General features: G+C 63.0%; 19 protein-coding genes. 2 read left to right on the forward strand and 17 right to left on the reverse strand.

The annotated features are described in order from the left end of the window. Nucleotides 1–145: 145 nt before the first annotated feature. The 6 genes from cofH to H8B02_RS10300 are packed head-to-tail and all read right to left on the reverse strand — an operon-like array spanning nt 146 to nt 6418. A complete protein-coding gene (cofH, locus tag H8B02_RS10275; RefSeq protein ID WP_229166138.1) occupies nt 146–2551 on the reverse strand; it encodes a 5-amino-6-(D-ribitylamino)uracil--L-tyrosine 4-hydroxyphenyl transferase CofH in 2406 nt (801 codons plus the stop codon). Next, nucleotides 2551–3240: a 2-phospho-L-lactate guanylyltransferase gene (cofC, locus tag H8B02_RS10280; protein ID WP_233287574.1), complete on the reverse strand. Its 690-nt coding sequence runs from the start codon at nt 3238–3240 to the stop codon at nt 2551–2553. The genes cofH and cofC overlap by 1 nt, the downstream gene beginning before the upstream one ends. A gap of 8 nt (nt 3241–3248) precedes the next feature. Next, entirely contained in the window at nt 3249–4187 is a 939-nt protein-coding gene (cofD, locus tag H8B02_RS10285; protein ID WP_229166140.1) for a 2-phospho-L-lactate transferase, read from the reverse strand. After that, nucleotides 4184–4957, reverse strand: a complete 774-nt coding sequence (cofE, locus tag H8B02_RS10290; protein ID WP_229166141.1) for a coenzyme F420-0:L-glutamate ligase — start codon at nt 4955–4957, stop codon at nt 4184–4186. The genes cofD and cofE overlap by 4 nt, the downstream gene beginning before the upstream one ends. 3 nt (nt 4958–4960) lie before the next feature. Then, nucleotides 4961–5620 (reverse strand): NADPH-dependent F420 reductase, encoded by a 660-nt coding sequence (npdG, locus tag H8B02_RS10295; RefSeq protein ID WP_229166142.1) that lies wholly within the window; start codon nt 5618–5620, stop codon nt 4961–4963. Nucleotides 5621–5641: 21 nt separating this feature from the next. Continuing rightward, the gene (locus H8B02_RS10300; RefSeq protein WP_212316331.1) at nt 5642–6418 is read right to left on the reverse strand and encodes a LamB/YcsF family protein; all 777 of its coding nucleotides are present in this window, start codon (nt 6416–6418) and stop codon (nt 5642–5644) included. 257 nt (nt 6419–6675) lie between these two features. On the opposite strand from H8B02_RS10300, the gene H8B02_RS10305 reads away from it, so the two are divergent. Then, nucleotides 6676–7863, forward strand: coding sequence for a diaminopropionate ammonia-lyase (locus tag H8B02_RS10305; protein WP_229166143.1), 1188 nt, complete (start codon nt 6676–6678; stop codon nt 7861–7863). A 139-nt stretch (nt 7864–8002) separates the two neighbouring features. Here the strand turns inward: H8B02_RS10305 and H8B02_RS10310 are convergent, their stop codons facing one another. The 8 genes from H8B02_RS10310 to H8B02_RS10345 form a co-directional block, all read right to left on the reverse strand. Beyond that, nucleotides 8003–8761 carry a GntR family transcriptional regulator gene (locus H8B02_RS10310; RefSeq protein ID WP_229166144.1) on the reverse strand — a complete coding sequence of 253 codons (759 nt, stop codon included), beginning with the start codon at nt 8759–8761 and terminating at the stop codon, nt 8003–8005. Between the two features lie 53 nt (nt 8762–8814). Next, nucleotides 8815–10035, reverse strand: a complete 1221-nt coding sequence (locus tag H8B02_RS10315; protein WP_229166145.1) for a xanthine dehydrogenase family Fe-S subunit — start codon at nt 10033–10035, stop codon at nt 8815–8817. After that, nucleotides 10032–10871, reverse strand: coding sequence for an FAD binding domain-containing protein (locus H8B02_RS10320; RefSeq protein ID WP_229166146.1), 840 nt, complete (start codon nt 10869–10871; stop codon nt 10032–10034). Before H8B02_RS10320 ends, H8B02_RS10315 begins: the two co-directional genes overlap by 4 nt. Next, nucleotides 10868–13294: a xanthine dehydrogenase family protein molybdopterin-binding subunit gene (locus H8B02_RS10325; RefSeq protein ID WP_229166174.1), complete on the reverse strand. Its 2427-nt coding sequence runs from the start codon at nt 13292–13294 to the stop codon at nt 10868–10870. The genes H8B02_RS10320 and H8B02_RS10325 overlap by 4 nt, the downstream gene beginning before the upstream one ends. A 158-nt stretch (nt 13295–13452) precedes the next feature. After that, nucleotides 13453–14730 (reverse strand): ArgE/DapE family deacylase, encoded by a 1278-nt coding sequence (locus H8B02_RS10330; RefSeq protein ID WP_229166147.1) that lies wholly within the window; start codon nt 14728–14730, stop codon nt 13453–13455. 36 nt (nt 14731–14766) lie between these two features. After that, nucleotides 14767–15720 (reverse strand): LLM class flavin-dependent oxidoreductase, encoded by a 954-nt coding sequence (locus H8B02_RS10335; protein WP_229166148.1) that lies wholly within the window; start codon nt 15718–15720, stop codon nt 14767–14769. A gap of 27 nt (nt 15721–15747) precedes the next feature. Next, complete coding sequence (locus tag H8B02_RS10340) at nt 15748–16518, reverse strand: CoA-transferase subunit beta (RefSeq protein WP_229166149.1); 771 nt, start codon at nt 16516–16518, stop codon at nt 15748–15750. Further along, complete coding sequence (locus H8B02_RS10345) at nt 16511–17431, reverse strand: CoA transferase subunit A (protein WP_229166175.1); 921 nt, start codon at nt 17429–17431, stop codon at nt 16511–16513. The genes H8B02_RS10340 and H8B02_RS10345 overlap by 8 nt, the downstream gene beginning before the upstream one ends. A 673-nt stretch (nt 17432–18104) precedes the next feature. On the opposite strand from H8B02_RS10345, the gene H8B02_RS10350 reads away from it, so the two are divergent. After that, nucleotides 18105–19043 carry an acetamidase/formamidase family protein gene (locus H8B02_RS10350; RefSeq protein ID WP_229166150.1) on the forward strand — a complete coding sequence of 313 codons (939 nt, stop codon included), beginning with the start codon at nt 18105–18107 and terminating at the stop codon, nt 19041–19043. A gap of 56 nt (nt 19044–19099) precedes the next feature. On the opposite strand, the gene H8B02_RS10355 is transcribed toward H8B02_RS10350, so the two are convergent. From H8B02_RS10355 to ilvA, 3 genes are all read right to left on the reverse strand, one after another. Further along, nucleotides 19100–20071: a TRAP transporter substrate-binding protein gene (locus H8B02_RS10355; protein WP_229166176.1), complete on the reverse strand. Its 972-nt coding sequence runs from the start codon at nt 20069–20071 to the stop codon at nt 19100–19102. A 154-nt stretch (nt 20072–20225) separates the two neighbouring features. Then, nucleotides 20226–20954 carry a class II aldolase/adducin family protein gene (locus H8B02_RS10360; RefSeq protein WP_229166151.1) on the reverse strand — a complete coding sequence of 243 codons (729 nt, stop codon included), beginning with the start codon at nt 20952–20954 and terminating at the stop codon, nt 20226–20228. A 120-nt stretch (nt 20955–21074) separates the two neighbouring features. Beyond that, nucleotides 21075–22622 carry a threonine ammonia-lyase, biosynthetic gene (gene ilvA / locus H8B02_RS10365; protein ID WP_229166152.1) on the reverse strand — a complete coding sequence of 516 codons (1548 nt, stop codon included), beginning with the start codon at nt 22620–22622 and terminating at the stop codon, nt 21075–21077. Nucleotides 22623–22813: the final 191 nt, after the last annotated feature.

Raw genomic sequence — 22813 nt, forward strand, 5'->3', positions numbered from 1 at the left:
CTGCGAGAAGGTCGGCAGCCTCAGGTTAAGTTTGCGCGCTTGCGCCGCGGCTTGCCGCCAGCCTTTCCTGTCGACGACATTCGGCTCGATTACAAACGCCATTTCCAATCATCCCTGTTGAATCTCACGGCCTCGCCCGGGTCCTTTAGCACCCCGCGGATCGCATGCCCGTGCTGGTCTGCCGCTCGCGGACCGCGTCAAATGAACGCTGCCGCCGAACCTCATCCGCGACGCCATACGTCGTCGTGCGCTGACGCGGCACACGGCCTGCCGAAATGATGATCGATTCGAGCGCCTGCGGCGTCATTTCCTGGCCGTGCGAGGCGCCGGCCGACCGCGAGATGCTCTCATCCATCAGCGTGCCGCCGAGGTCGTTGACACCAGCCGAAAGGCAGTGCCGCAGACCCTCCGGTCCCATCTTGACCCAGGATGCCTGGATATTGGTGATGTGCGGGTTGAGGACGAGGCGCGACACCGCGTGCATCAGGACCGCCTCGCGGAATGTCGGCCCCGGTCGCGCCCGGCCCTTGAGATAGACCGGCGCTTCCATGTGAACGAACGGCAACGGCACGAGCTCGGTAAATCCGCCGGTCTCCGCCTGCAAGCGCCGCAGCCGGAGCAGGTGCCGCGACCAATGGTCGTAACGCTCGATATGGCCGAACATGATGGTGGCCGTCGATCGGAGCCCGATCGAATGCGCCGTGCGCATGACGTCGAGCCACTGCTGGGTCCTGATCTTGTCCGCGCAGAGCGTCTCGCGCACCTCGTCGTCGAGGATTTCGGCGGCCGTTCCTGGCAGGGTGCCCAGGCCTGCCGCTTTCAGTTCCTGCAAGAATTCGGCAACAGAAATGCCAAGCGTGTGCGCCCCTTGATGGATCTCGAGCGGCGAGAACGCATGGAGATGCATGGCCGGGACGGCGCCCTTCACGGCCCGACAAACATCCAGATATTTCTGCCCCGTATAGGACGGGTGGATGCCGCCCTGCATGCACACCTCGGAGGCGCCGCGGTCCCAGGCCTCGGTGACCCGCTGCGCGACTTCGGACATCTCGAGGTCGTAGGGTCGCCCGCGCAGATTCTCGCTCATCTTCCCCTTCGAGAAAGCGCAGAACTGGCATTTGAAGGAGCAGATGTTGGTGTAGTTGATGTTGCGGCATACGACGTAGGACACCACGTCGCCGTTGACGCTGTACCGCAATTCGTCGGCCGCCCGGCAAATGCTGGTAAAGTCGCTCTCGTGAGCGCGGAACAGCCTGACGATCTCGCCCTCCGAAAGCTCATCGCCGCGCTGGGCTCTGGCAATGACGGACGTGACCTCGCTGCCGTGTGCGGTGCGCGGAGCGGACTTCAGCCATCCGAGCTCGCGCGATGGAAGCCCGCTGACGTGGCCGGGATGCCAGTCGTCGGTGCGCGGAAATCCGTCCCCATCGATGCGATCGAGGACCGACTTCAGCAGCTTGTTGTCGAGCCAGCGCGAGGGATAGCGCGCGAAGCTCGGATAGATCGGCAGCCGCTTCTCGAGCCGCTTGCCGGTTGACCGCGTTGCAGCCTCCAGGAGCCGCAGATGCGGCCATGGTGCTTCGGGATTGACGTGGTCCGGCGTGACCGGCGAGACGCCGCCCCAATCGTTGATCCCTGCCGCAACCACGCGCCCCAGGGCCGCCGGGCTCAAGTTCGGCGGCGCCTGAATGTTCATCTCCGGCTCGAATATCAGGCGGGCGACAGCAATGGTCCAGAGATGATCGTCTACGGAGGGCGCCGGCGCATCGGCCATGCGCGTCCCAACCTTCGGCCGGAAGTTCTGGACAATGATCTCCTGCAGATGGTCATGCGCATCGTTCAGGTCACGCAGGGCGAGCAATGCATCGATCCGTTCGGCCCTGGTCTCCCCGATGCCGATCAGGATTCCGGATGTGAACGGAACAGCCTGCTCACCGGCAGTCTTGATCGTCCGAAGTCTGACGGCAGGCACCTTGTCCGGCGATCCGAAGTGGGGGCCGCCCTTCGCGCAAAGCCGGTCGGACGCGGACTCCAGCATGATCCCCTGCGAGACCGATACCTTGCGCAGCATGGCAAGGTCGAGTTCGCTCATGATACCCGGATTGACGTGAGGGAGCAGGCCAGTTTGCTCGAACACAGCCCTGGCGACTTCGGCCAGATACGACAGCGAGGATTCGTGGCCGAGCCTTGTCAGCTCCTCACGCGCGACGCGGTAGCGAAGCTCGGGCTTGTCGCCGAGCGTAAACAGCGCCTCATGACAGCCGGCCTCCTTGCCGGCCCTGGCGATGGCGACCGCTTCCTCGACCGAGAGATACGGCTTGACGTTCGAACGCGGCGCGTGAGCGAACGTGCAGTAGTGACAGACATCGCGGCAAAGCTGGGTAAGCGGGATGAACACCTTGGGCGAATAGGTGATGACATCGCCGTGCGCGGCATTCCTTCGCCTGGCGGCTGCCGTCAGGAGTTGGTCGATGTCAGCAAGATCGATGAGCTCATAGGCTTCGCTTCGGGACAGGCGACGGTCGAACGAGAGATTCAAGACGGACGTCATCAGAACAGCCTCACGGGAACGGGATGGTCGTCGCCGAAGCGGTCGGCAATCTTGAGCTCATCAAGAAACGAACCGGTCGTTCCGAGGTTTTGCGACGAGATCAGATACGGACCAAAATCGATCGGGCAGTCGATGTCCTTGCCGATGCCATGCGACTTGAACACGCTGCAGCTCAATTGCCGCTGTCGCGCCAGGGCGCGGTGCGCGCGGAAACTCTCATCGCCAAATCGCGGCTCCAGCATGTCGGGCGACCGCATCGCGAGAGCATTTGTGCCACCGTCGTAAAGTGCGGGCACGAGCACGATCGGCGTGTGGTCCAGCAACCGGACGACGTGCTCGAAGTCCTCCGGCCGGGCGAACGGAATATCGGCGGGCACGACAAGAACCCGCCGGCCGTACAGTTGGAACGCATCGAGGCCACGCTGTACCGCGGCATTAACGCCCGTCTCGACCTCGTCGAAGATCATGGCCGCGCCAAAGCGCTTGGCGATCGCAAACGCTTCCGGATCGGCGCTCACCACGGCGCTGCCGGCCAGCGAGCGCGTATCCCGCAGGTTTCCGAGAACATCGCACAGCATGGCTTGCGCCAGTTTTGTGCGCTCGGTCGCCACCAGGATGTCGCCCAGCCTGCTCTTTGCTTGACTGAACCGTTTGACAGGCACCAGGGCCCAGGTTTCGGAATCGTCCATTGCTCCGCTCAGCTGTTTAGTCGATCGAGAAATCGGAGACACTCGCGTGCCAACTGAACACGCTCATCCTTCGAGCGCATGATCGTGTTCGTCACATGCACGGGAATGCCGATCGCATCGGCGTCCGCCTGGTCCTCGCGATCCATCACCAGACCATCGAGGAAGCCGTAGTGCCTGACAATCGAGGCGCAGTTTGTCGTGACGCCGAGTTCGTTCATGATCTTTGCGGTCGGTCCCTTGATGGCGCGGCCGCCGACCAGCGGCGAGATGGCGACGATGGGGGCCTTCGCCGCGTCCAAGGCTGCCCGGATACCGGGTACAGCCAGGATCGGATCGATGCTGAGATACGGGTTCGACGGACAGACAACGATGGCATCGGCGGCGCCGATGGCCCGCAATGCGGCGCTGGTCGCCGTTCCACCGCTGGGGCTCTGGAATTCGATCTTCTTGACCTCGGGCCGCGCCTGCAGCTCGACGAAATAGCGTTGAAACGCGAGCTTCTGATCGGCCGTCACGACGATCGTCGCAAACGGATCGTCGGTCATCGGCAGGATGCTCGCCTCAATGCCGAGATGCGATGCGATCCTGCCCGTGAAATCGGTCAAGGTCACGCCGGCGCTCAGCGCGCGCGAGCGCAGGACGTGCATGGCAAGATCGCGGTCGCCCAAGCGAAACCATGTCTCGCCGTTCAGGCCGCCGAGCGCCTCCATGAAGTTCCAGCTTTCGCCGGCTCGCCCCCAGCCACGCTCTTCGTCGGCAAGCTCGCCCAGCGTATAAACGACCGTGTCGATGTCCGGCGAGATCGTGAGGCCGAGATGCTCGAAGTCGTCGCCTGTGTTGACGATGACAGCGAGCTTGGCGCCCAGCAGGCGGTTGAGGCCATAGGCAAGCTTGGCGCCCCCGACCCCGCCACAAAGCGCAACAACGTTGAGGTCCGCGCCACTCATCGGAACATGTCCTGACTCTTGGGTCGCGCGAGCGCGGCCGCGGGTGAGACCGGTCCATCAAGCGTGAGGCCACGGACGAGGATGATCGGCATCCCCTCGCCTGCCTGCCCCATCAGGAGCGAAGCGGCGCCGGCGATCTCATCGGCGATGGCGATTTCAGTGACGCGCATCGCCCGGCCGAACATGTCGTGGACGCCGATTTGGCTCAACAGCGAAGGAATGCCGGCAGCGCCGATCGCCACGCCGACGACACCATTGCGCCAGGGACGGCCAAAACTGTCGTTGATGATGATCCCAAGATTGAGGTCGCCGGCTGCGTCCAGCGCGATCTTCAGCTTCTGCGCTGATCCGTCGGGATCTTTGGGCAGCAGCAGGACGCGCTCTTCGCCTTCACGGTGCTCGATGTTCGATTGATCGATGCCGGCGTTGGCCATGACGAAGCCGAGCCGGTGCGCGGCGATGACGACGTTCGGCCGCGTCTTGACTACCTCCGCGGATTCGCGCAGCACGACCTCAAGGAAGCGCGGGTCCTTGCCGACCGTCGCCGCGAGTTCAAGCGCCTCGGAGGACGGCTCGACGTCGCTCAGCCGAACGTACCGCCCTTCCGATTTCGAGACGATTTTCTGCACAATGACGAGGATGTCGCCCCGCTCCAGCTCGAGGGACATCCCGGCCAGACCTTGCCTGATGAGCGCGGCAATATCCTCGCCCGGCTCGACGCGCCGAATGTCCTGCAGGGCGATGTATTCGACTCGCGTCCCCACAGGCATGGATCAGGTACCCGGGCTTGCGGGCAGGCCGGTGATGCGGATGCCCGCGCCGGGCACCTTGTAGCGCCGATTGATCCCGATCAGCACGGATGTGAGCGCCTCGGCCGCCGCCGAGTTTGCCAGCACGCCGCCGTCGATACCGGCGGATGCAACTTCATTCGCGAGACCGATGACGACGTCACGCGCCGCCTTGTCGTCGCCAAAGACCAGAACGTCGCAATCCGCCCGGCTGCCCTGGTGCAGCTTGGTCGCGCCCACATTGTGGAAGGCGGAGACGACCCGCACGCCCGGCCCCAGCAACTGCTGCGCGATCTGCGCGGCCGAGCCGGCGGACGGAAGCTGCACGACGGATACTTTCGGCGGCACCAGCGGGACCGCGGCATCCACGACGATCTTGCCCTGAACCACGTCCTTGACTTCGTTCAGCGTCGCATCATGGCTCGCGAACGGCACGGCAACGACCACGATGTCGGCAGCCCGGGCAGCGGCGGAATTGCCGTCACCCGCGACGTCGCCGGTCATGGTCTGGGCCGCGCTCTTGGCCTTCTCCGCGGAGCGTGAACCGAGAATGACTTTGTAACCGGCCGCAAGCCAGCATTTCGCAAGGCCGGATCCCAAGTCGCCGGTTCCTCCAAGGATGGCAATCGTCGGTTTCGTGTTCATGTCTCGGTGGCCTTTCCGGGATTAGTCGAGGGGCATTTCGGTGAGCGGCACGAGCTTGACGCCGGCCTTCTCGAGGCCTTCCCGCACCGCACGGGCCGTGGCGACGCCGGTTGGCTCGTCGCCATGGACGCACAGCGAGTGGACCTTGCATGTGATCTTCTTGCCGTTGCGGGAGGTGATGGTGTTGTTCAACACCATATCGAGCACCTGCCGGGTGGCGACCGCCGCATCCTTGATGACCGAGCCCGCGATCTTGCGCGATGTCAGATTGCCGTCGTCGTCATACTGGCGATCGCAGAAGCCTTCGATTGCGACGGGAAGTCCGAGCTTGCGGCCGGCCTTCTCCATCTCGGACCCCGCGAGCGCCACATAGATGATGCGCGGATCGACGGCCTTGATGGCGCGGCCGATGGCCAGCGCGTATTCAGCGTCTTCGGCGGCCATGTTGTTGAGCGCGCCGTGCGGCTTGAGGTGGGTGACCCGCTCGCCTTCATAGGCCGCCATCGCCTGCAGCGCGCCAATTTGATAGGCGACCATGTATTCGAGGTCATCGGGGCGCATATCGATGCGCCGGCGCCCGAAGCCCCAGAGATCGTTGAAACCGGGATGGGCACCGATCGTGACGCCGAGGCGCTTGGCTTCGCGCACGACGTTGCGCATCACCCGCGGGTCACCGGCGTGAAAGCCGCAGGCGATATTGGCCGATCCGATGATCTTGAGGATTCCGGCATCGTCACCGACGTCGTAGGCGCCGAACCCTTCGGCCATGTCGGCGTTCAAGTTGATCGATATGGTCATCCGTCACCTCGTCTGCTTGAGCTATAATGTCCTATCATTAGTAAGACAATCCCTCTTGCAAACAATTTTTCCCGTTTTCCCGAAGACCGTTTTGGAACGACGAAACCCCAGGCAGCCGGTCTCGCGATCCGTATTGAACCATCATCCCAATGATAGTATGTATCCCCAATCCTGGCAAGCTACGCTGCCCCGATGGCGACACGTCCGATCAGCGGCGGCAGCTCCCACCAAACAACTCATCGCGAAGGCCGGCTCGAATGTTCCTGTCGAATACAAGTTCATCTCACGACCAACCGCTTGACCCGACGGATGCCGCCACGCTGGCGCGTGAAGAAGCGAGCGAAGTCGAGCGCTTTCTCGCCTTCCGACCGAATCACGCGGAAACGCCGCTGCGATCGCTGCCGGCGCTCGCCCGCGAATTCGAGGTCAAGTCCATCCATATCAAGGACGAATCGCATCGGCTCGGCCTCGGCAGCTTCAAGGCTCTGGGCGGATCCTACGCCGTCGTCAGGCTACTGCTGGAGCATGCCAGCAGCAAGCTGGGCCGCGCGGTGGATATCAGCGAGATCGGGACGCCGGCGATACGCGAGATCGCGCGCAGCCTGACGGTCGGCTGCGCCACCGATGGAAATCATGGGCGATCGGTCGCGGCCGGCGCACAGATGGTCGGAGCCAAGGCGGTCATCTTCGTGCATTCCGGAGTCACGGATGAGCGCGTGCAGGCGATTGCCCGCTTCGGCGCGGAAATCGTGCGGGTGCCCGGCACCTACGACGACTCCGTCGCGGTCGCCGACAAGGTCTGCCAGGACAATCATTGGATCGTCGTCTCTGATACGTCCTGGCCCGGCTATGAGCGCATCCCCGGGCTGGTCATGCAGGGCTATACGGCGATGCTGAACGAGATCCTCCGGCAGCAGCCGGAGACCCCCACCCATGTCTTCCTCCAGGCCGGCGTCGGCGGCCTCGCGGCCGCAGTCGCGGGTTACTTTGATGTCGTCTTTGGCAAGAGCCGGCCGACATTCGTGGTCGTCGAACCCGAACGGGCTGCGTGCCTCTATCAAAGCGCCATCGCGGGCGCGCCGATCAAGATCGCCCATGGCGAGCCGACGATCATGGCCATGCTGGAATGCTACGAGCCTTCTCTGGTTGCCTGGCGCATTCTGTCGCGGAAGGCGGACGCGTTCATGATGGTCGGCGAAGAAGGTGCCGCGGCAGCTATGCGCCGCCTCGCGCATCCGACGGGCGATGATCCGGCCATTGTGGCCGGCGAAAGTGGCGCTGCAGGATTGGCTGGCCTTTGGCGCGCTGCCAAGAGCAGCGCCGCGCGTGAATCGCTGGGCTTGAACCAGGCGTCGCGCGTGCTGCTGATCAACACCGAAGGTGCGACCGACCAACAGCGCTACACGGAGATCGTGGGCGCTTCGCCGGCCAGCATCCTCGCTTAGAGCATTTTCGGTTCTGATTGCATCAGAACCGAAGCTCTAGATTCTTGTTTCGACGCGTTTTCTTCACGCGAACCGGTGGCCACTTCGCTCGAAAACGCTCGAGCGCGGCCTTGGAGCGGGCCTTGCGTCCGCTCCTTCGTCAGGCCTTCGTTCGCTTCTTCGATTTTTCGAGAAGATCGGAACGGAGCGCGAAGCAACTGCGATGATAGTGGATGTTGGCGACATAGACGGCAATGTCGTTGCTGTCGACCAGCACCAGGCGACAATCGGCCGTTGGTTCGCCGAGGCCGATCTTGAGCAGTTCGGCCGTCTCGGGATCGGCCACGCCGATCGTCACGACCTGATGAGCATGGGCGAGCGTTATGTCGTCCATCTCCATGATCTTCGTCAGCGCGGCCGTGTGGGTGAAGCGCTTGCGGTCCTTGAGGTAGAGGTTGCGCGCCAGATGGAGGTTGACGACCGAAAACGGCTCGTCCTCGTTGTATTGCACGCTTCTGAGAAACGCGTAGCTGGCGGCGGGCCGCCCTTCATGCGCGGCGAGCCGGGGCGGATCCGCATTTTCCTCGACATAGACGCGCTTGAGGACGTTGTTCCTGACGGAATCGACCATCGACTCGAAATCATTGGCCAGGTTCAGCCAGTGACGATTCTTGGGTCTTCCGGACACGAACGTCCCGCGTCCCTGCTGCGCGTCGAGGAGACCCTCGTTCCGCAACATCTCGATCGCCTGCCGGATCGTAACGCGCGCGACGCCGAATTCGGCTTCGAGTTCCTCGATGGTCGAGATCTTGTCGCCCTCTTGCCATCGCCCGGACTCGACCCGTTGGCGCATGACCGATGCAACCTGCACGTAGAGGGGGACCCGGCTGCGCTCGTAATTTGGGACTACCTTATTCATGATAGTAAGATAGTCCATTTCATCGCCAAAGGCGAGTTTTTATCGCCGAACAACTAGGATCGTCGCAAGAGCCATCGAAGCGCTCGTCTCACATAATCCAACGCCATCGATCGCATGAGCGCGCCGGCGTCGAATTCCCTAACCATGGCCGGCTCACCCTCGCCTCCACCCGATCGATGGGAGAGCCGCGTCTCGAGGTTCTGGACAAAGACAGCGATGATTCGTCCGGCCACATCCTGGATCAGACCGGAGCGGCTGAACTGCGCCAAGGCCCCGGTCAAGGTGAAGCCAATGCTGAGATCGACCCTGGTTTGGTTCTCCACGTCAGCCGGCTTGACGGCATAGCCGATCAGGCCGCGGGTTGACGAGTTGCTGCGCTTGTCCTTGCCTGCGCCGACGATCGTGCCCGTGCGGCTCGCATCATCGCGCGTCACATCGGCGATGCCTTGAAATTCGGCAGAGATCGGCCCGACCTTGATCTTGATCTGGCCGTCGACGTGACCGTCGACCGGCTCTCCGGCCAACGATGCGCCCGGCAGGCAGGCCGCGACCGCGCCGATGTCGGAGAAGAAATTCCAGACGTCATCGACTGGATGCCCGACGGTGAAGCTCTGCGTGAACGTCGTTTGCGGCTTCCAGCCCGTATCCCTGAGCGAGGCCGCCGCCGCTGCCGGAGCTTCCGCCCTTTTCACAGCTGGTGTGGCGTTTGCTTTGGGCCGAACGGAGGCCGCGGTCACCGCGATCGCATTGCCTGAGCCCGAAGGCCCAAGACGCGTCCGGTTTCCGTTTGGAATCGCCGCGATCCCTCGCCCCCTGCGGTCTGCGATCACACCCTGGATGGCGCGGACGATGCCGACATAGCCGGTGCAGCGACAAAGGTTTCCGCTCATCGCCACGCGAATATCGCGCTCGCTGGGGTCCTGCATGCGCAGCACGACATCGCGCGCCGACACAACCATCCCCGGCGTGCAATAGCCGCATTGCAGGCCGTGCTCTCGTGTGAACGCCGCGCGCAGCTCGCGCGTGATCTCGTCGTCGTCGAGCCCCTCGATCGTCGTGACGTCGGCCTGCTGGCAGGCCAACGCGAAGGTGATGCAGGAGCGCGTGGGCACACCATCGACTAGCAGTGTGCATGCACCGCAGACGCCGTGCTCGCAGCCCAGATGGGTGCCGGTCAGATTGAGCTTCTCGCGGAGAAAGTCCGCAAGATGCGTTCGCGGCTGGATCTCCGCGCTGACGGCGCTCCCGTTGACGTTGAGGTTGCAGGTGCTCATTGCGACCGTGCCTGCTCGATCGCGCGGCGCAGCGCAGCGACATGGGTTTGCTTGTCCAGGGGATCGACCATCCCTGCCTTCTCCAGAATCTCGTCGACGGCCCCGCCGTCGAAACTGTCGTTCAGCCGCGGAGCGCGGCCGTCGCCGATCACATTGCTTGCCTTGGCAATGACGACCGGACGGCTCTCCGTCGCGCCGATCACCGCACGGCTGATGCCGCGATCGGGGTCGGTCATGAAGGCGCCGATTGCGTGGGCAAACTCGCCCGTCTTGCGGCAACTCTTGTAATAGCCCCAGCGCGCCGATTTGCTCAGTCGCGGCACCACGACGCGAACGAGAACTTCGCCAGGGCGCAGATCGGCTTCGAGAGCGCCGACCATGTAGTCCTCAACGGCCACGGTCCGCTCCCCGGCCGGGCCGCGCAGCACGACTTTGGCCCCAACCGCGGCGAGGATTGAGTGCCAGTCGGCGGACGGATCGGCGTGCGTCAAGCTGCCACCGATGGTGCCGCGATTGCGCACCGCGCGATATGCGATGCCGTTGGCCACCGTCGGCAGCGCACCACGCGTGACGTCGGTGACGCGGAGGTCCTCGATATCGGCATGCGTGACGCAAGCCCCGATCGAGATTTCGTCGACCCCGTCACTGAAACAACGGAGCTCTTCGATCCCGGTCAGGTCGACGATCAGATCGGGCTGCACGAGCCTGAGGTTCAACATCGGCCCGAGCGACTGGCTCCCGGCCATCATCTTGACGGTTCTGCTGTCGTCCGCGATGAGCCTGATCACCGCGTCGACCGCATCGGGGCGCGCATAGTCGAAATTGACAGGTTTCACGCCGGCAGCCCTTCCGCCAGTTCGGGCGCCTTCTCCTTGCGGCTCTCGGCTGCGGCCTGGATGGCTTCGAGGACACGCCGTGGCGTCATTGGTGTGTGCAAGACCTGGGCTCCAAGAGGCCTCAGCGCGTCATTGACCGCATTGCCGATCGCTCCGGGAGGCGCAATGGCACCACCCTCGCCGATGCCTTTGACACCGAACTCCGTATACGGCGCCAACGTCTCCATGTGGCCAAGCTTGGGCGCCGGCACCTCGGTCGGGCCCGGCAGCAGATAGTCGGCAAAGGTCGACGCGAGCGGCTGCCCCGACGTGTCAAAATTCATCTCTTCATACATTGCGGTGCCGATGCCTTGCGCCAGCCCGCCATAGATTTGCCCATCGACAACCATGGGGTTGATCAGTTGGCCGCCGTCTTCGACGACCACGTAGTCGATCAGCTCGATATCACCCAATTCCGGATCGATGGCGACCACCGCGATATGGGTCGCGTAGCTGAACGTGCCGGAATCGCGCGCGGGCTTGTAGCCGATGGTGACCTCCAGGCCTCTCGGATCGACAGTTGCCGGCAGATCCTGCGGCCGGCGATACCAGGTGTGCGCGATTTCATCGATCTTCACGCTGTTGGATGGACCAACGACCGCGCCGTTCTCGAGCTTGACGTTCTCGACATCGGTCTGCAGCAGATGCGCGCCAATCCCCTTGATGAGCTTGGCGAGTTCACGCGACGCCGTCGCAACGGCGCCGCCGGACATCACGGCGCAGCGCGATCCCCAGCTGCCTGTCGAGTACGGCGTGTACTCGGTGTCGCCGTGAACCAGCTTGATGCGCGCGATATCAATGCCAAGGATCTCGTGCGCGACCTGCGGGAGCGTGGTCTCCATGCTTTGACCATGCGAATGCGCGCCGATGCGAAGCTCGAGGCCGCCGTCGGGAGTCATGCGGGCGGTTGCCTGCTCGTGTCCCGGAACCATCGGGATGCCCCAGCCTGCGTAGACCGACGTGCCGTGCGCACCCTGCTCGCAATAGACTGATAGCCCGACCCCGATCAACCGGCCGTCCGGCTCGCCCTTCTTCTGGCGCGCGCGGAGGCCCGCCAAATCGATCTTTGCCAGAGCCTGCCGCAGCGATTCCGGATAATTTCCGCTGTCAAAATGCTTCTTGGTGATGTTGTCGAACGACATCTGCTCCGGCCGCACCAGGTTCTTGAGCCTCACCTCGTACGGCTCAAGACCGCATTCGTGTGCGATCGCGTCCATCATCAGTTCGATCGCGTAGCACACGCCGGTTCGGGCAACGCCGCGGTAAGGCAGGATCGGGCACTTGTTGGTGGACACCGACCAGGTGCGGCAGCGATAGGACGGGAAATCGTAAGGTCCAGGCAAAATGCTGGCGATCTGCGCAGCCTCCAGGCATGCCGAGAACGGATAGGACGAGTAGGCGCCGGAATCGACCGAGGCCTCGCACTCGACGCCGCGCAACTTTCCGTCGCGATCGGCATAGACAGTGATGTTATAATGATGCTCGCGGCAATTCGCGCCCGCCGTCAAATGCTCGCGACGATCCTCGATCCAGCGCACGGGATAGCCGCAGCGCATGGCGAGCCAACCAAGACAAACATCTTCCGTCAGCACGATACCCTTGTAGCCGAAGCCGCCGCCGACATCGGGCGAGACGATGCGGATCTTCAGCTGTTCGATATTAAGGCATTCCGACAGGCCGTTGCGCACGATGTGCGGTTGCTGATTGCCGGTGTAGAGCACGAGCTGGTCCATCCGCTTGTGCCAGACGGCAACCGTGCCGCGGCCTTCCATCGGCGCCATGCTCTGTCGCGCGGTCGATATCTCGCGCGTGATCTTGATCGGAGCGTCGTAGGCCGCTTCCATGTTGATGTCGACAAACGTCTCGAGGAAGACATTGTCGCCCCACTCTTCGTGCACCAGGGCCGAGTCCGGACGCCGCGCCAGCAGCATGTCATGCACGGCCGGCAATTCCTCGAAATCAACTTCGACGGCAGCCGCAATGTCCTCGGCTTCCGCGCGGGTATCGGCGACGCACATCGCGATCAATTCGCCGACCTGACGGACCTTCTCGAACGCGAGGATCGGCTGATCGGAAGGCTTGAAGCCCGGCAGTCCGGACACAGCGCGAATGGGACGCGTATCGGCCGCGATATCTGACGCAATGAACACGCTGCTGCGGAGGTGCGGCGGGATACGAATGTCCTTGATCCGCGCATGTGCAAGCGGACTACGGACGAACGCAACGTCGCGCATGCCGGGCAAGCGAATATCGCCGACATATTCGCCTCGTCCGCGGAGAAAGCGATCATCTTCCTTTCGGGGAACGGAAGCTCCAACGCCTTGCTTTGCCACTCCGTCTCCCCTCTTGTCGTCCGTGTCCGGAGCGATCGACGGCTCGAACATCAAATTCATTCTATTATCATAAAGATAGCATCACCAGGATTGAGCGTCGAGTCTCGATAACCCTCCCGCGTGCGACAATAGCGAGTTCGCACCACCGACGCCGCCAAAAAAGGAGGGGCCCAAACCATGGGCCCCTTCCCGATCGATCCGGCCCTCGATTACTCGGTTGGGGCGGAATTGCACCAGTCGTAGATGCTGAGCGCCATGACCTTGATGGCCGTCAGATAATCATCGATCGACACATACTCGTCGTTCGCGTGCATGACCGCCGTCGAACCGGGTCCGAAGATCACGGTTGGCGTATTCGCGTACTTGTTCAAGAACCGCGTATCCGCGGCACCCTGGCGCCCCGAGATCGTCGGCTTCTTGCCGGTCACTTCCGTATAGACGTCGCAGACGGTCTGCACGATCGGATGCTGGACCGGAATCTCCGAGGCCTCGGCGTCATAGCCAGCGAACTTCACCACGGGAGGATGGTCCTTCATCCAGGGATCCTGAGCCGCAACTTCGGCGATCTTCTTGACGAGGCTCTGCTTGACGCCCTCGTGGTCCTCGCTCGGCACCGTACCGATCGATCCCTTCAGAACGGCGCTCGCCGGGAAGGCGCTCGGATAGTTGCCGGCCTGGAAGCTGCCGATGATGCAGGGCAAGGAGTCGATGGCGCTCGGGTAGAGCGCGTGCTTGACGTTCGCAACGCGCTCGTCTTCCAGCTCCTGCACGGCCTTCACGATTTTGTTGCCGAGCTCAATGGCGCTGATGCCAAGGTAGCGCTGCTGGATACCGGCGGGCTTGCCTTCGATGTCGATCTGGAACCAGATACGCCCGATGCAGGCCGGCTGCACGAACAGGTCGCTGGTTTCGCCGGAAATACCGGCATCCGCCTTGTATCCCCGGATGACGGTGTCGAGCGTACCGTGTCCGCTGACTTCCTCGTCAATGACGATGTTGATCATGACATCGCCCTTCGGAGTGAGCCCGAGCTCCTTCAAGTACTGGACCGCGAGTACGTGGCTGGCAACGCCGCTCTTCATGTCGCACGAACCGCGGCCATAGATGCGCCCGTTCTTGATCGAAGCCGACCACGGATTGTCGCTCCATCCCTCGCCGTTGCCGACGGGGATCACGTCGGTATGACCGTTGAGAAGCAGCGAGCGGCCGCCGCCGGTGCCCTTCAGGGTGGCAACGATATTGGGGCGATTCTCATAGCCGCGGTCGACCGGGCGATAGCCGGGATGCTTCTTCAGCTCGTCCCAATTGGTCTCCCACATGTCGACCTCGAGACCGACCTCGGTCAGGTAGCCGTGCATATGCTTCTGGATCGCGGCTTCGTCGCCGGTCACGCTCGGGATCGCGACCATATCCTGGAGGAACTTGATCGCGTGATCTTTCGAAGCGTCGACCTTGTCGAGGATCTTCTTGCGTACGGGGTCAGTCATCTGCTTGTCGCCTGTGTTGAGCGTTTTCCGGTTTCGTTACTTGGCGTGCAGGCGCGGGATGATCTCACGCGCGATGGTCTCGACCTGGTCCGCCTGATACTTGTACGGGACGAAGATGATCTTCTGGACACCCAGCGCGATATGCTCGCGAAGCTGGGCGACGCACTCATCGACCGAGCCCATGATGGCGCTCTCGCGGCTGCAATCGCTGTGAGCCGGGAAATCCCACTCCTTGTTGAGCCAATCCATCATGTCGGCTTCGACCGCCTGCCGCGATTTTCCGATCATGATCGGCAGCTGCGAGGCGTTCTTCAAAGTCGACGGATCCTTGCCGCCCTCCTTGGCGAAGTTGATGATCTTGTCCCAGGACTTCTTGAAGTCGGCGGCACGATAGAAGTAGGTGAGCCAGCCATCCCCGTTCAGAGCGGCGCGCTTCAGCACGGGATCGGCGTATCCGCCGATCAGCAGCGGAATTTGCGGCTGCGCCGGCTTGGGATACATCACCGCCTTGGAAATGTTGTGGCGCATGTATTCGCCGGTAACCGACTCTTCGGTCCACAGCCGGCGCATGATCTCAAGATTCTCATCCATGATCTTGCCGCGCTTCTCGAAGGGAATGCCGAGCGCATCGAACTCGCGCTTGTACCATCCGGACGCCATGCCCATGATCAGGCGGCCTTCGGACAGCTGATCCATGCTCGAGAGCTGCTTGGCGAGCGCCACCGCGTTGCGGAGCGGCAGAACCAGGATGCCGGTGCCCATCTTGATCCGCTTCGTGCGCGCGGCAATGCCCGTCAGCGTCGTCAACGAATCGATGATCGGGAAGTTCGGATCGACGCCGAGAAGCATGTGGTCCCAGACCCAGACCGAATCGTAGCCGAGCTCCTCGACCCGAACGCCATACTCGACGAGCGCCCGGGCGTTGGGCATTTCGGGATAAGCGGTGAAATTGCGCGCGGCAATACCAAACGTGTTGGCGAGCGTGGTCATCAATAGATCTCCGGACTTGGTGTAGCTTTAGGCGGTGAAGAGACGGTCGGGATCGAGCATCCGCAGCGTCTCGAGTTCGTGATCGGTCGGCGGCGACGTGACGTGGAGCTTCTCGTCGAAGTCGAGCCTGAAGCCGGTATTGTCCTGTACTTCCTCGCGGTTGACGCCGGGATTGAGCGCCAGCACCTTGATGCGCCGGGTCCTGTCGTCGAAGCCGAACACCGCGAGCTCGGTAATGACGCGCCACATGCCGCCGCTCGGCAGGCCGGAGTCGCGCCGGCTGGTGCCGCCGCGGACGAACCCGGGGCTGGTGATGAAGTCGACCTGTTCGACGAAGCGCCGCTTCTCGTGCTTCATCGCGACGATCATGTTGGTCAGACTGGAGATGTCATTGCCGCCGCCGGTGCCCGGCAGGCGCGTCTTCGGCTTCGCCGGGTCGCCGATGAACGACGAGTTCAGATTGCCGAACTGATCGATCTGGGCGCCGCCCATGAAGCCGACATCGACGTAACCGCGCTGGAGCAGCAGCAGGACATCGGCGCTGCCGAGGACCATGTTGGCGCGCTTGGTGCAGCGCTGGTCGTTGGTCGACGGCGGCAGTTTGCCCGGCTCGACGAAGGCGCCGACAACGCCGCCCTCGAACAGAATGGTCAGAGCCGGACAGCGGGTGCGCTGGGCCAAGGTTGCAGCGAGCAGCGGCACGCCGATGCCGGCGAAGACCACCTGCCCGTCCTGCAGCTGGCGCGCGCTCAAGATCGCGAGAATTTCGCTTGCGGTGTAGCGCTGCGCCTCAGTCATTATAGATGCTCCTGCCCTTCTGCGTTGCCTCCAACACCTCATCCATGCCGATCAGCGAGAGATATTCGTTCCAGGACTTCGGGCTGTAAAAATAGCGGTCGAGATATTCCTGCATGCCCTTCACGGGATCCGCGTTGACCTGCGCCACATAGGCTTCCATGTGCCGCATCATCGGCTCATAGAGGCCGTAGCACTCGTGCGGCGCCGATCCGTAGGGAACCTCGACCACGGCATCGACGCAGAAGAAGGGAATTTTCGTCTGGTCCGGCGCGCGCCGAATCTGGTCGTTCGAGACGATCCGCTCGGTCGTGAGGATCACGCTGTTGGCAGCGAGCGCGAGATCGATGTCCATGAATTGCAGGCCGTCGATCTGGGCGTTGCCGTAGGGGTCGCAGCGCTGGACGTGGATCAGCGCGACGTCGGGGTTGAGCGCGGGGACCAGCAGCAGCTTCTCGCCCGTGAACGGACAATCGATCTGCTTGGCTTCGGGACGCTGACCAACGATATCCGACCCCAGCATGGCGCGGGTCGGCAGGAACGGAACACCCATGCCGCCGGCGCGAAAGCGCATGCCGACAGCCATGTGGCTCCATTCCTCATAGCGCTTGCCGCCATTTTCCACGTGATGCCGCATCACCTTGGACAGACCCCAGAGAATCCCCTGGGCGAACCAGCTGGTGACGACGTGGTTCGCGATGCCGGATCCGAACACGAGGTCGCCGTCCGTCGAGACGATGCAGCGCGAAATCGAAAGGTCCTTGCGATGCTGGCGGATCAGCTCCCAGAGCAGCGCCATCGGCGTGCGGGACATGGTCGACCCGCCAATACCCACTTTCATGCCATCTTGGACGAAGCCTGCCGCTTCCTCGAGCGACACCACCTTTTCGCGCAGGCTGCGGTTGCGCTGCGCCATCTTCTCTCTGAGCCGCGTGTACGGCTCCACCAGGGTATCCGGCAAAACATCCTCCTTGTCGGCAACTGGCAGCGGCTGAGGAGCGAACCGCAGGCCCTTCCTGCCAATTGGACCTATCGTACTAATGTTAGTCCCATACGTCTAGCAGAATCTTCGCGACGGCCAATCGTGGCGGATACAGCAGCCGCGACATGCCATGGCGAAGGGGCCATCGAAGGACCGCAGCAGTCCTTGCCGCGAGAGATGAGCTAATGCGTCCGGTGACTACTGCTCGGCGCGTCATCGCCGCCCTTCAGCCGGATGGTTGAGAACATCCGAATCACCAGGCAGCTCGGCAAGGCTGACCATTCCTTGACGCGAAACAGGGCGAAGCACTTGAAATAGCGCTACGGCATCATTGTCCGCTTGGCGATCGCAAACCATGAGTCGAACGCGCGAGCTCGCTCATGTCTCAGATGATCCGCGATGGAAGACGACAGGTCGGCTGCACGTGAGACGAGCAGCGCGCACTATTCCAACTTGACGGTCCCGCCTATCACGGTTCCGGCTATCAGCTACGCGAGCGGACGGAACTGCCGCATGGTTGACCTGGCCAGCTCAAAATGTCGGCTCGAAGCGGAGTGTATTAGGACCATAGGCCGATAGATAGGATGTCCTGCCCAGTTCACGGCTCTTGGCACAGATCGTGCTTATGAGCCAACGTCACTTTCGAAAGCATCGCCATGCAGCGCCCTGCTTCCACAGCGATCACCCGGTTGAAGTGGCCCCGCCTGGTGCCGCAGCGGGCGCACAGGCGTCAACAAGAACCAACAAGAGAGGATGGACCGTGGAGCATTATCTTACCTCGACACCAGATCATCTTCATTGGGGACTGTGGGATGGTCGGCTCAGTCCCGTCATCAGAATAGCGTCCGGTGATCGGGTGACGATCGAAACGCTATCGGCCGAGCCGGATGAAGCGTTCGATCTCGTGAGCGACCTGGTCGAACCGCTTGGCTGCAGCGACATCCCCGCGTCCCACGTAGCCGCACCGCGGCTATTGACCGGACCGATCCATATCGAGGGCGCCGAACCGGGTGACGTGCTCGAGGTTCGTGTCCTCGATGTCCGCTTGCGATCGGACTGGGGTTGGAACATGAGGGCCCCGACGAGCGCTGCGCGGGAAACCTCATTGGACTTTTGCTGCCGGCATGTCCCGCTCGATCGCGCGCGCAATATCGCGCGCCTGCCCTGGGGACGGGAGCTGAGGTTGTCGCCGTGCTTTGGCAACTTTGGTGTCGCGCCGCCGGCGAACTGGGACCCCCGCAAGCCGAACGAAGCGAACGGTTTCAGCGGGCGCATCGACAACAGGGATCTCGGCGTCGGATGCACCGCCTATTTCCCGATCTTCGTCGCAGGCGCATTGTTCTCGGCGGGTCATGGTCATGCGTTGCTCGACGATGGGGCTGCGCACCTCTCCGCCATCGAAACTGCGCTCGCCGGTACGTTCGAATTTCACATTCGCCGCAATCTGCATCTTGCCACCCCTCGGGTCGAGACCGCATCCGCGTCGGCCAGCTCATCGACCGTCAATGCGCATGCACCGCAAGGCCGCAGCCAACGCACGAACTAATGCTGCACGCCGCGCACAGCGCCTTGGCTCATCGTCGCCCGTGCAAATGACACCGTCTATTGCTGCTGCAACGCCCGCTCGACGATAGCCACGGCTTCCGGAGGAGCCTTGGCCTTCCACATTGCGATTGGTGCCGACGCACCTTGCTTGAGCGCGGCGAGAACGGGAGCCGGCGCCGGCTCTGCGATCTCAACCCCGTTGGCGCGCATGCGCACATAATTCTCGGCTGTGCGATTGGCCAGAAGCTGGAACTGGCTTTGTTCCGTCTCGGCAGCCACCTGCATCACCTGGCGTTGAACCGATTCCGGCAGCGCGTCAAAGGCATCGGCCCTTACAAAGGCAATCGAGATCGGGATCGCGTAGTTGATCGCCGTGAAATGAGTTAGATCCTGCCAGAGCTTTCGGCCGGCCCCGCCGTCGCCCGACGTCAGGATGGCATTCAGCTCATGGCTTTTTACCTTGGCGATTGCCTCGTTGAACGGAAGATACTCCGCCGTTGCACCGACCGCGCGCATCACCTCGGCCGAATTGTAGTCATACGTCCGCGCGGCAATGGATCGCAGGTCCGCCGGCGTCGAGATTGGCTGGACGCTCCAGAGGCCGGTGGACGGCCAAATGGTGATGTACAGGAGCTTGAGGCCCTGCGCGGCCAACGCCTTCTCATAGAGTGGCCGCGCGCGCTCGTTGATGGTCCGCGCCGCCTCGATGGACTGGACAACAAACGGCAGCGACGGCAGACCAAATATCGGATCGGACGCTTCGAGCGGCCCCGCAAATGCGTCGCCACCGGCAATCCGTCCCTCTTGGGCCGCGCGCAACATTTCGCCGGAGCTGATCTTCAACTCGTTATCGAACGCATTGCGGACCGTAACATACCCGTTCGTCTGCGCGGACACGAGCTCAGCGAACTTTGCCAAGCCAACTCCCGAGATATTGCTTCGAGGATATTCCGTCGCCATTTGCCACGCCACTTGAGCGGACGCAGGTAGGCTGAAGATGACCATCGATACGATGAGAAGCGCCGCCATGGCAGAGCGCAGACCGGCCCAACTGGTCGACCAAGGCAAATCGGAATCGGAATCGAGCACCGGATATGTCCCGCAAGTACAGTTTGACTTCGATCAGTCTTGCTTATGCTGACGGGGCCGTCAAACATGCCGTCCTAGACCGGCGCAGTGCCTGTCATCGCTTGCCGCTACGCCGCTTCTCGGCGCGGCGCGGCGCCGCCTTTGTCGTCGCACGGGCCTTGTTCGGCTTTGGCATCTGCAACCCGTAGGCGGAGAACCCCTTTGCGGTGTCGGCGATCTCCTCGTCGCTCAGGATGATCCACGAGTCGAGCGCAAGCGAGAGGTAGTATTGCCGCGCGAGGGTCTCGAGCTCGACCGCGAGCCACATCGCCTTGTCGAGATTGGCGCCGAGCGCGATCATGCCGTGATTGGCGAGCAGGCAGCCATTGCGACCCTCCAGCGCAGCGATCGCGTGATCGGACAATTCCTTGGTGCCGTAGCGCGCATAGCCGGCGCAGCGGATGTCGGTGCCGCCGAATGCCGCTATCATGTAGTGGCAGGCCAGGATCGGCTTGCGCGCGATCGCAAGCACGGTCGCATAAGTCGAGTGGGTATGGACGATGGCGCCGACATCGGGCCGGGCGCGCGTGATGTCGAGATGAAAGCGCCATTCGGTGGAGGGCCGCAGCGGCCCCTCCCACGCGCCATCGTCGCCCTCGAGCGACATCGACGCGATCATCTCCGGCTTCATCGAATCATACGGGGTCGCCGAGGGCGTGATCAGCATCCTGTCCTTGTAGCGGGCGGAGATGTTGCCTGATGTCCCCTGGTTGAGACCCGACGCATTCATCCATCGGCACTTGGCAATGATCGCCTCGCGCAATTGTCGTTCCTCACCGGTCATACGGACTGCCTTTCTCTTCAGCACGAATTGCCTCTTCAGCACGGATTGCGTGGCGGCTCGCCGATGTCTTGCACCGCCAACCGTCCTCTTTACTCTGGACCAGCGTAGGACCTCGCCGCTTCATCCCTTCTCGGCGGAGAGGAACAGGCGATAGGCCGGGTTCTCGCTCTCGTTCCAGTAGGGATAGCCGAGCGCATCGAGCGCCTGAACGAACCGCGCGCGCTCCGAAGGCTTGACCTCGATGCCTGCCAGGATACGTCCGTAGTCGGCGCCATGATTCCGGTAGTGAAACAGCGAAATGTTCCAGTCGGGCGCCAGGCTCTCGAGGAATTTCAGCACCGCGCCGGGACGCTCGGGAAACTCGAAGCGGTAGATCACCTCGTCCCTGAGAAGCGGCGCGCGACCACCCACCATGTAGCGGACATGGTCCTTGGCCATCTCGTTCTCGCTCAGATCCAGGATCGGATAGCCCTCGCGCCGGAGCAACTCCATGACTTCCCGCTTCTCGGCCTCGCCACGGCTCAGCGCGATACCGACAAAGAGTTGCGCCGGCGCGGTGGTCTCGGCAAAGCGGTAGTTGAATTCCGTAATGGCCCGCGAGCCGAGAATGCGGATGAAGTGCCGATAGCTGCCCGGCTTCTCCGGCACGGTCACTGCAAGCAGCGCCTCCCGATGTTCGCCGACCTCGGCACGATCGGCAATGGTGCGCAGCCGGTCGAAATTCAGATTGGCGCCGCTGTTGACGGCAATCAGGCTTCCGTCGCTCAGCGCGCCGCGCTCGGCGTAGGCCTTGAGGCCGGCGAGCGCCAATGCCCCGGAGGGCTCGGCAACCGATCGCACGTCGTCGAAGATATCCTTGATGGCCGCGCACATGGCGTCGGTGTCCACGGTGACGACCTCGTCGAGCAGGTCGCGGCAGAGCCGGAACGTCTCCGCTCCAACCTTGCGGACCGCGACGCCGTCGGCGAACAGTCCGACCTGATCCAGCGCGACAACGTTACCCTTGGCGAGCGCGGCCGCCATCGAGGCAGCGTCAGCCGGCTCCACCCCGACGACCTTGATCGAGGGGTTGAGGAATTTCACGAAAGCGGCGACGCCGGCCGCCAGCCCGCCCCCGCCGATCGGCACGAAGATCGCCTCGATCGGATCGGGATGCTGGCGCAGGATTTCCATCCCGACGGTCCCCTGGCCGGCAATCACATCAGGGTCGTCGAACGGATGCACGAAGGTCAGGCCGCGCGCGACCTCGATCTCCCTGGCCTTGGTTTGCGCATCGTCGAACGTGTCGCCATGCAGCACGACGTCGCCGCCCAAACGCCGGACGGCTTCGACCTTGATCGCGGGCGTCGTCCTCGGCATCACGATCGTCGCGGGAATGCCGAGCTTGCGCGCCGCCAGCGCCACACCCTGCGCATGGTTGCCCGCCGACGCGCAGATGACGCCCTGTCTTCGCTGCGCGTCCGGCAGCCTGACGATCTTGTTGTAGGCGCCGCGAAGCTTGAACGAGAAGATCGGCTGAAAATCCTCCCGCTTCAGCAAGACGGCGCGCGACAAGCGCTCCGAGAGCCGCGGCATCGAGTCGAGCGGCGTCTCGACCGCCACGTCGTAGACACGGGCGGTCAGGATGCGTTGGGCGTAGTCACGGAGCGCGTTGGCGGCAGTGGTCATCAGGTCGCTTCTGTCGATGGGGAGGCAATCCATATCGGTTGCACCTGCCCATCGTCGGCGCCGCCCTGGCGAGCAGACGGCACGGAGCCGCCGCTACATCCAGCTCGAAGCATCGCATGACCGGAGGCACGAGTGAAGCGAAGACCGCCGGATCAATCGCCCGACCGAGCGCATATGAAGTCATCCGGGCC

Source organism: Bradyrhizobium altum (assembly GCF_020889705.1).
In the GTDB taxonomy this organism is placed as follows: Bacteria; Pseudomonadota; Alphaproteobacteria; order Rhizobiales; family Xanthobacteraceae; genus Bradyrhizobium; species Bradyrhizobium altum.

Coding starts and splice junctions, on each gene's coding strand:
- cofH (WP_229166138.1), bottom strand. CDS start 2,551: ATGACGTCCGTCTTGAATCTCTCGTTCGACCGTCGCCTGTCCCGAAGC.
- cofC (WP_233287574.1), bottom strand. CDS start 3,240: ATGGACGATTCCGAAACCTGGGCCCTGGTGCCTGTCAAACGGTTCAGT.
- cofD (WP_229166140.1), bottom strand. CDS start 4,187: ATGAGTGGCGCGGACCTCAACGTTGTTGCGCTTTGTGGCGGGGTCGGG.
- cofE (WP_229166141.1), bottom strand. CDS start 4,957: ATGCCTGTGGGGACGCGAGTCGAATACATCGCCCTGCAGGACATTCGG.
- npdG (WP_229166142.1), bottom strand. CDS start 5,620: ATGAACACGAAACCGACGATTGCCATCCTTGGAGGAACCGGCGACTTG.
- H8B02_RS10300 (WP_212316331.1), bottom strand. CDS start 6,418: ATGACCATATCGATCAACTTGAACGCCGACATGGCCGAAGGGTTCGGC.
- H8B02_RS10305 (WP_229166143.1), top strand. CDS start 6,676: ATGTTCCTGTCGAATACAAGTTCATCTCACGACCAACCGCTTGACCCG.
- H8B02_RS10310 (WP_229166144.1), bottom strand. CDS start 8,761: ATGAATAAGGTAGTCCCAAATTACGAGCGCAGCCGGGTCCCCCTCTAC.
- H8B02_RS10315 (WP_229166145.1), bottom strand. CDS start 10,035: ATGAGCACCTGCAACCTCAACGTCAACGGGAGCGCCGTCAGCGCGGAG.
- H8B02_RS10325 (WP_229166174.1), bottom strand. CDS start 13,294: ATGTTCGAGCCGTCGATCGCTCCGGACACGGACGACAAGAGGGGAGAC.
- H8B02_RS10330 (WP_229166147.1), bottom strand. CDS start 14,730: ATGACTGACCCCGTACGCAAGAAGATCCTCGACAAGGTCGACGCTTCG.
- H8B02_RS10335 (WP_229166148.1), bottom strand. CDS start 15,720: ATGACCACGCTCGCCAACACGTTTGGTATTGCCGCGCGCAATTTCACC.
- H8B02_RS10340 (WP_229166149.1), bottom strand. CDS start 16,518: ATGACTGAGGCGCAGCGCTACACCGCAAGCGAAATTCTCGCGATCTTG.
- H8B02_RS10345 (WP_229166175.1), bottom strand. CDS start 17,431: ATGGCGCAGCGCAACCGCAGCCTGCGCGAAAAGGTGGTGTCGCTCGAG.
- H8B02_RS10355 (WP_229166176.1), bottom strand. CDS start 20,071: ATGGCGGCGCTTCTCATCGTATCGATGGTCATCTTCAGCCTACCTGCG.
- H8B02_RS10360 (WP_229166151.1), bottom strand. CDS start 20,954: ATGACCGGTGAGGAACGACAATTGCGCGAGGCGATCATTGCCAAGTGC.
- ilvA (WP_229166152.1), bottom strand. CDS start 22,622: ATGACCACTGCCGCCAACGCGCTCCGTGACTACGCCCAACGCATCCTG.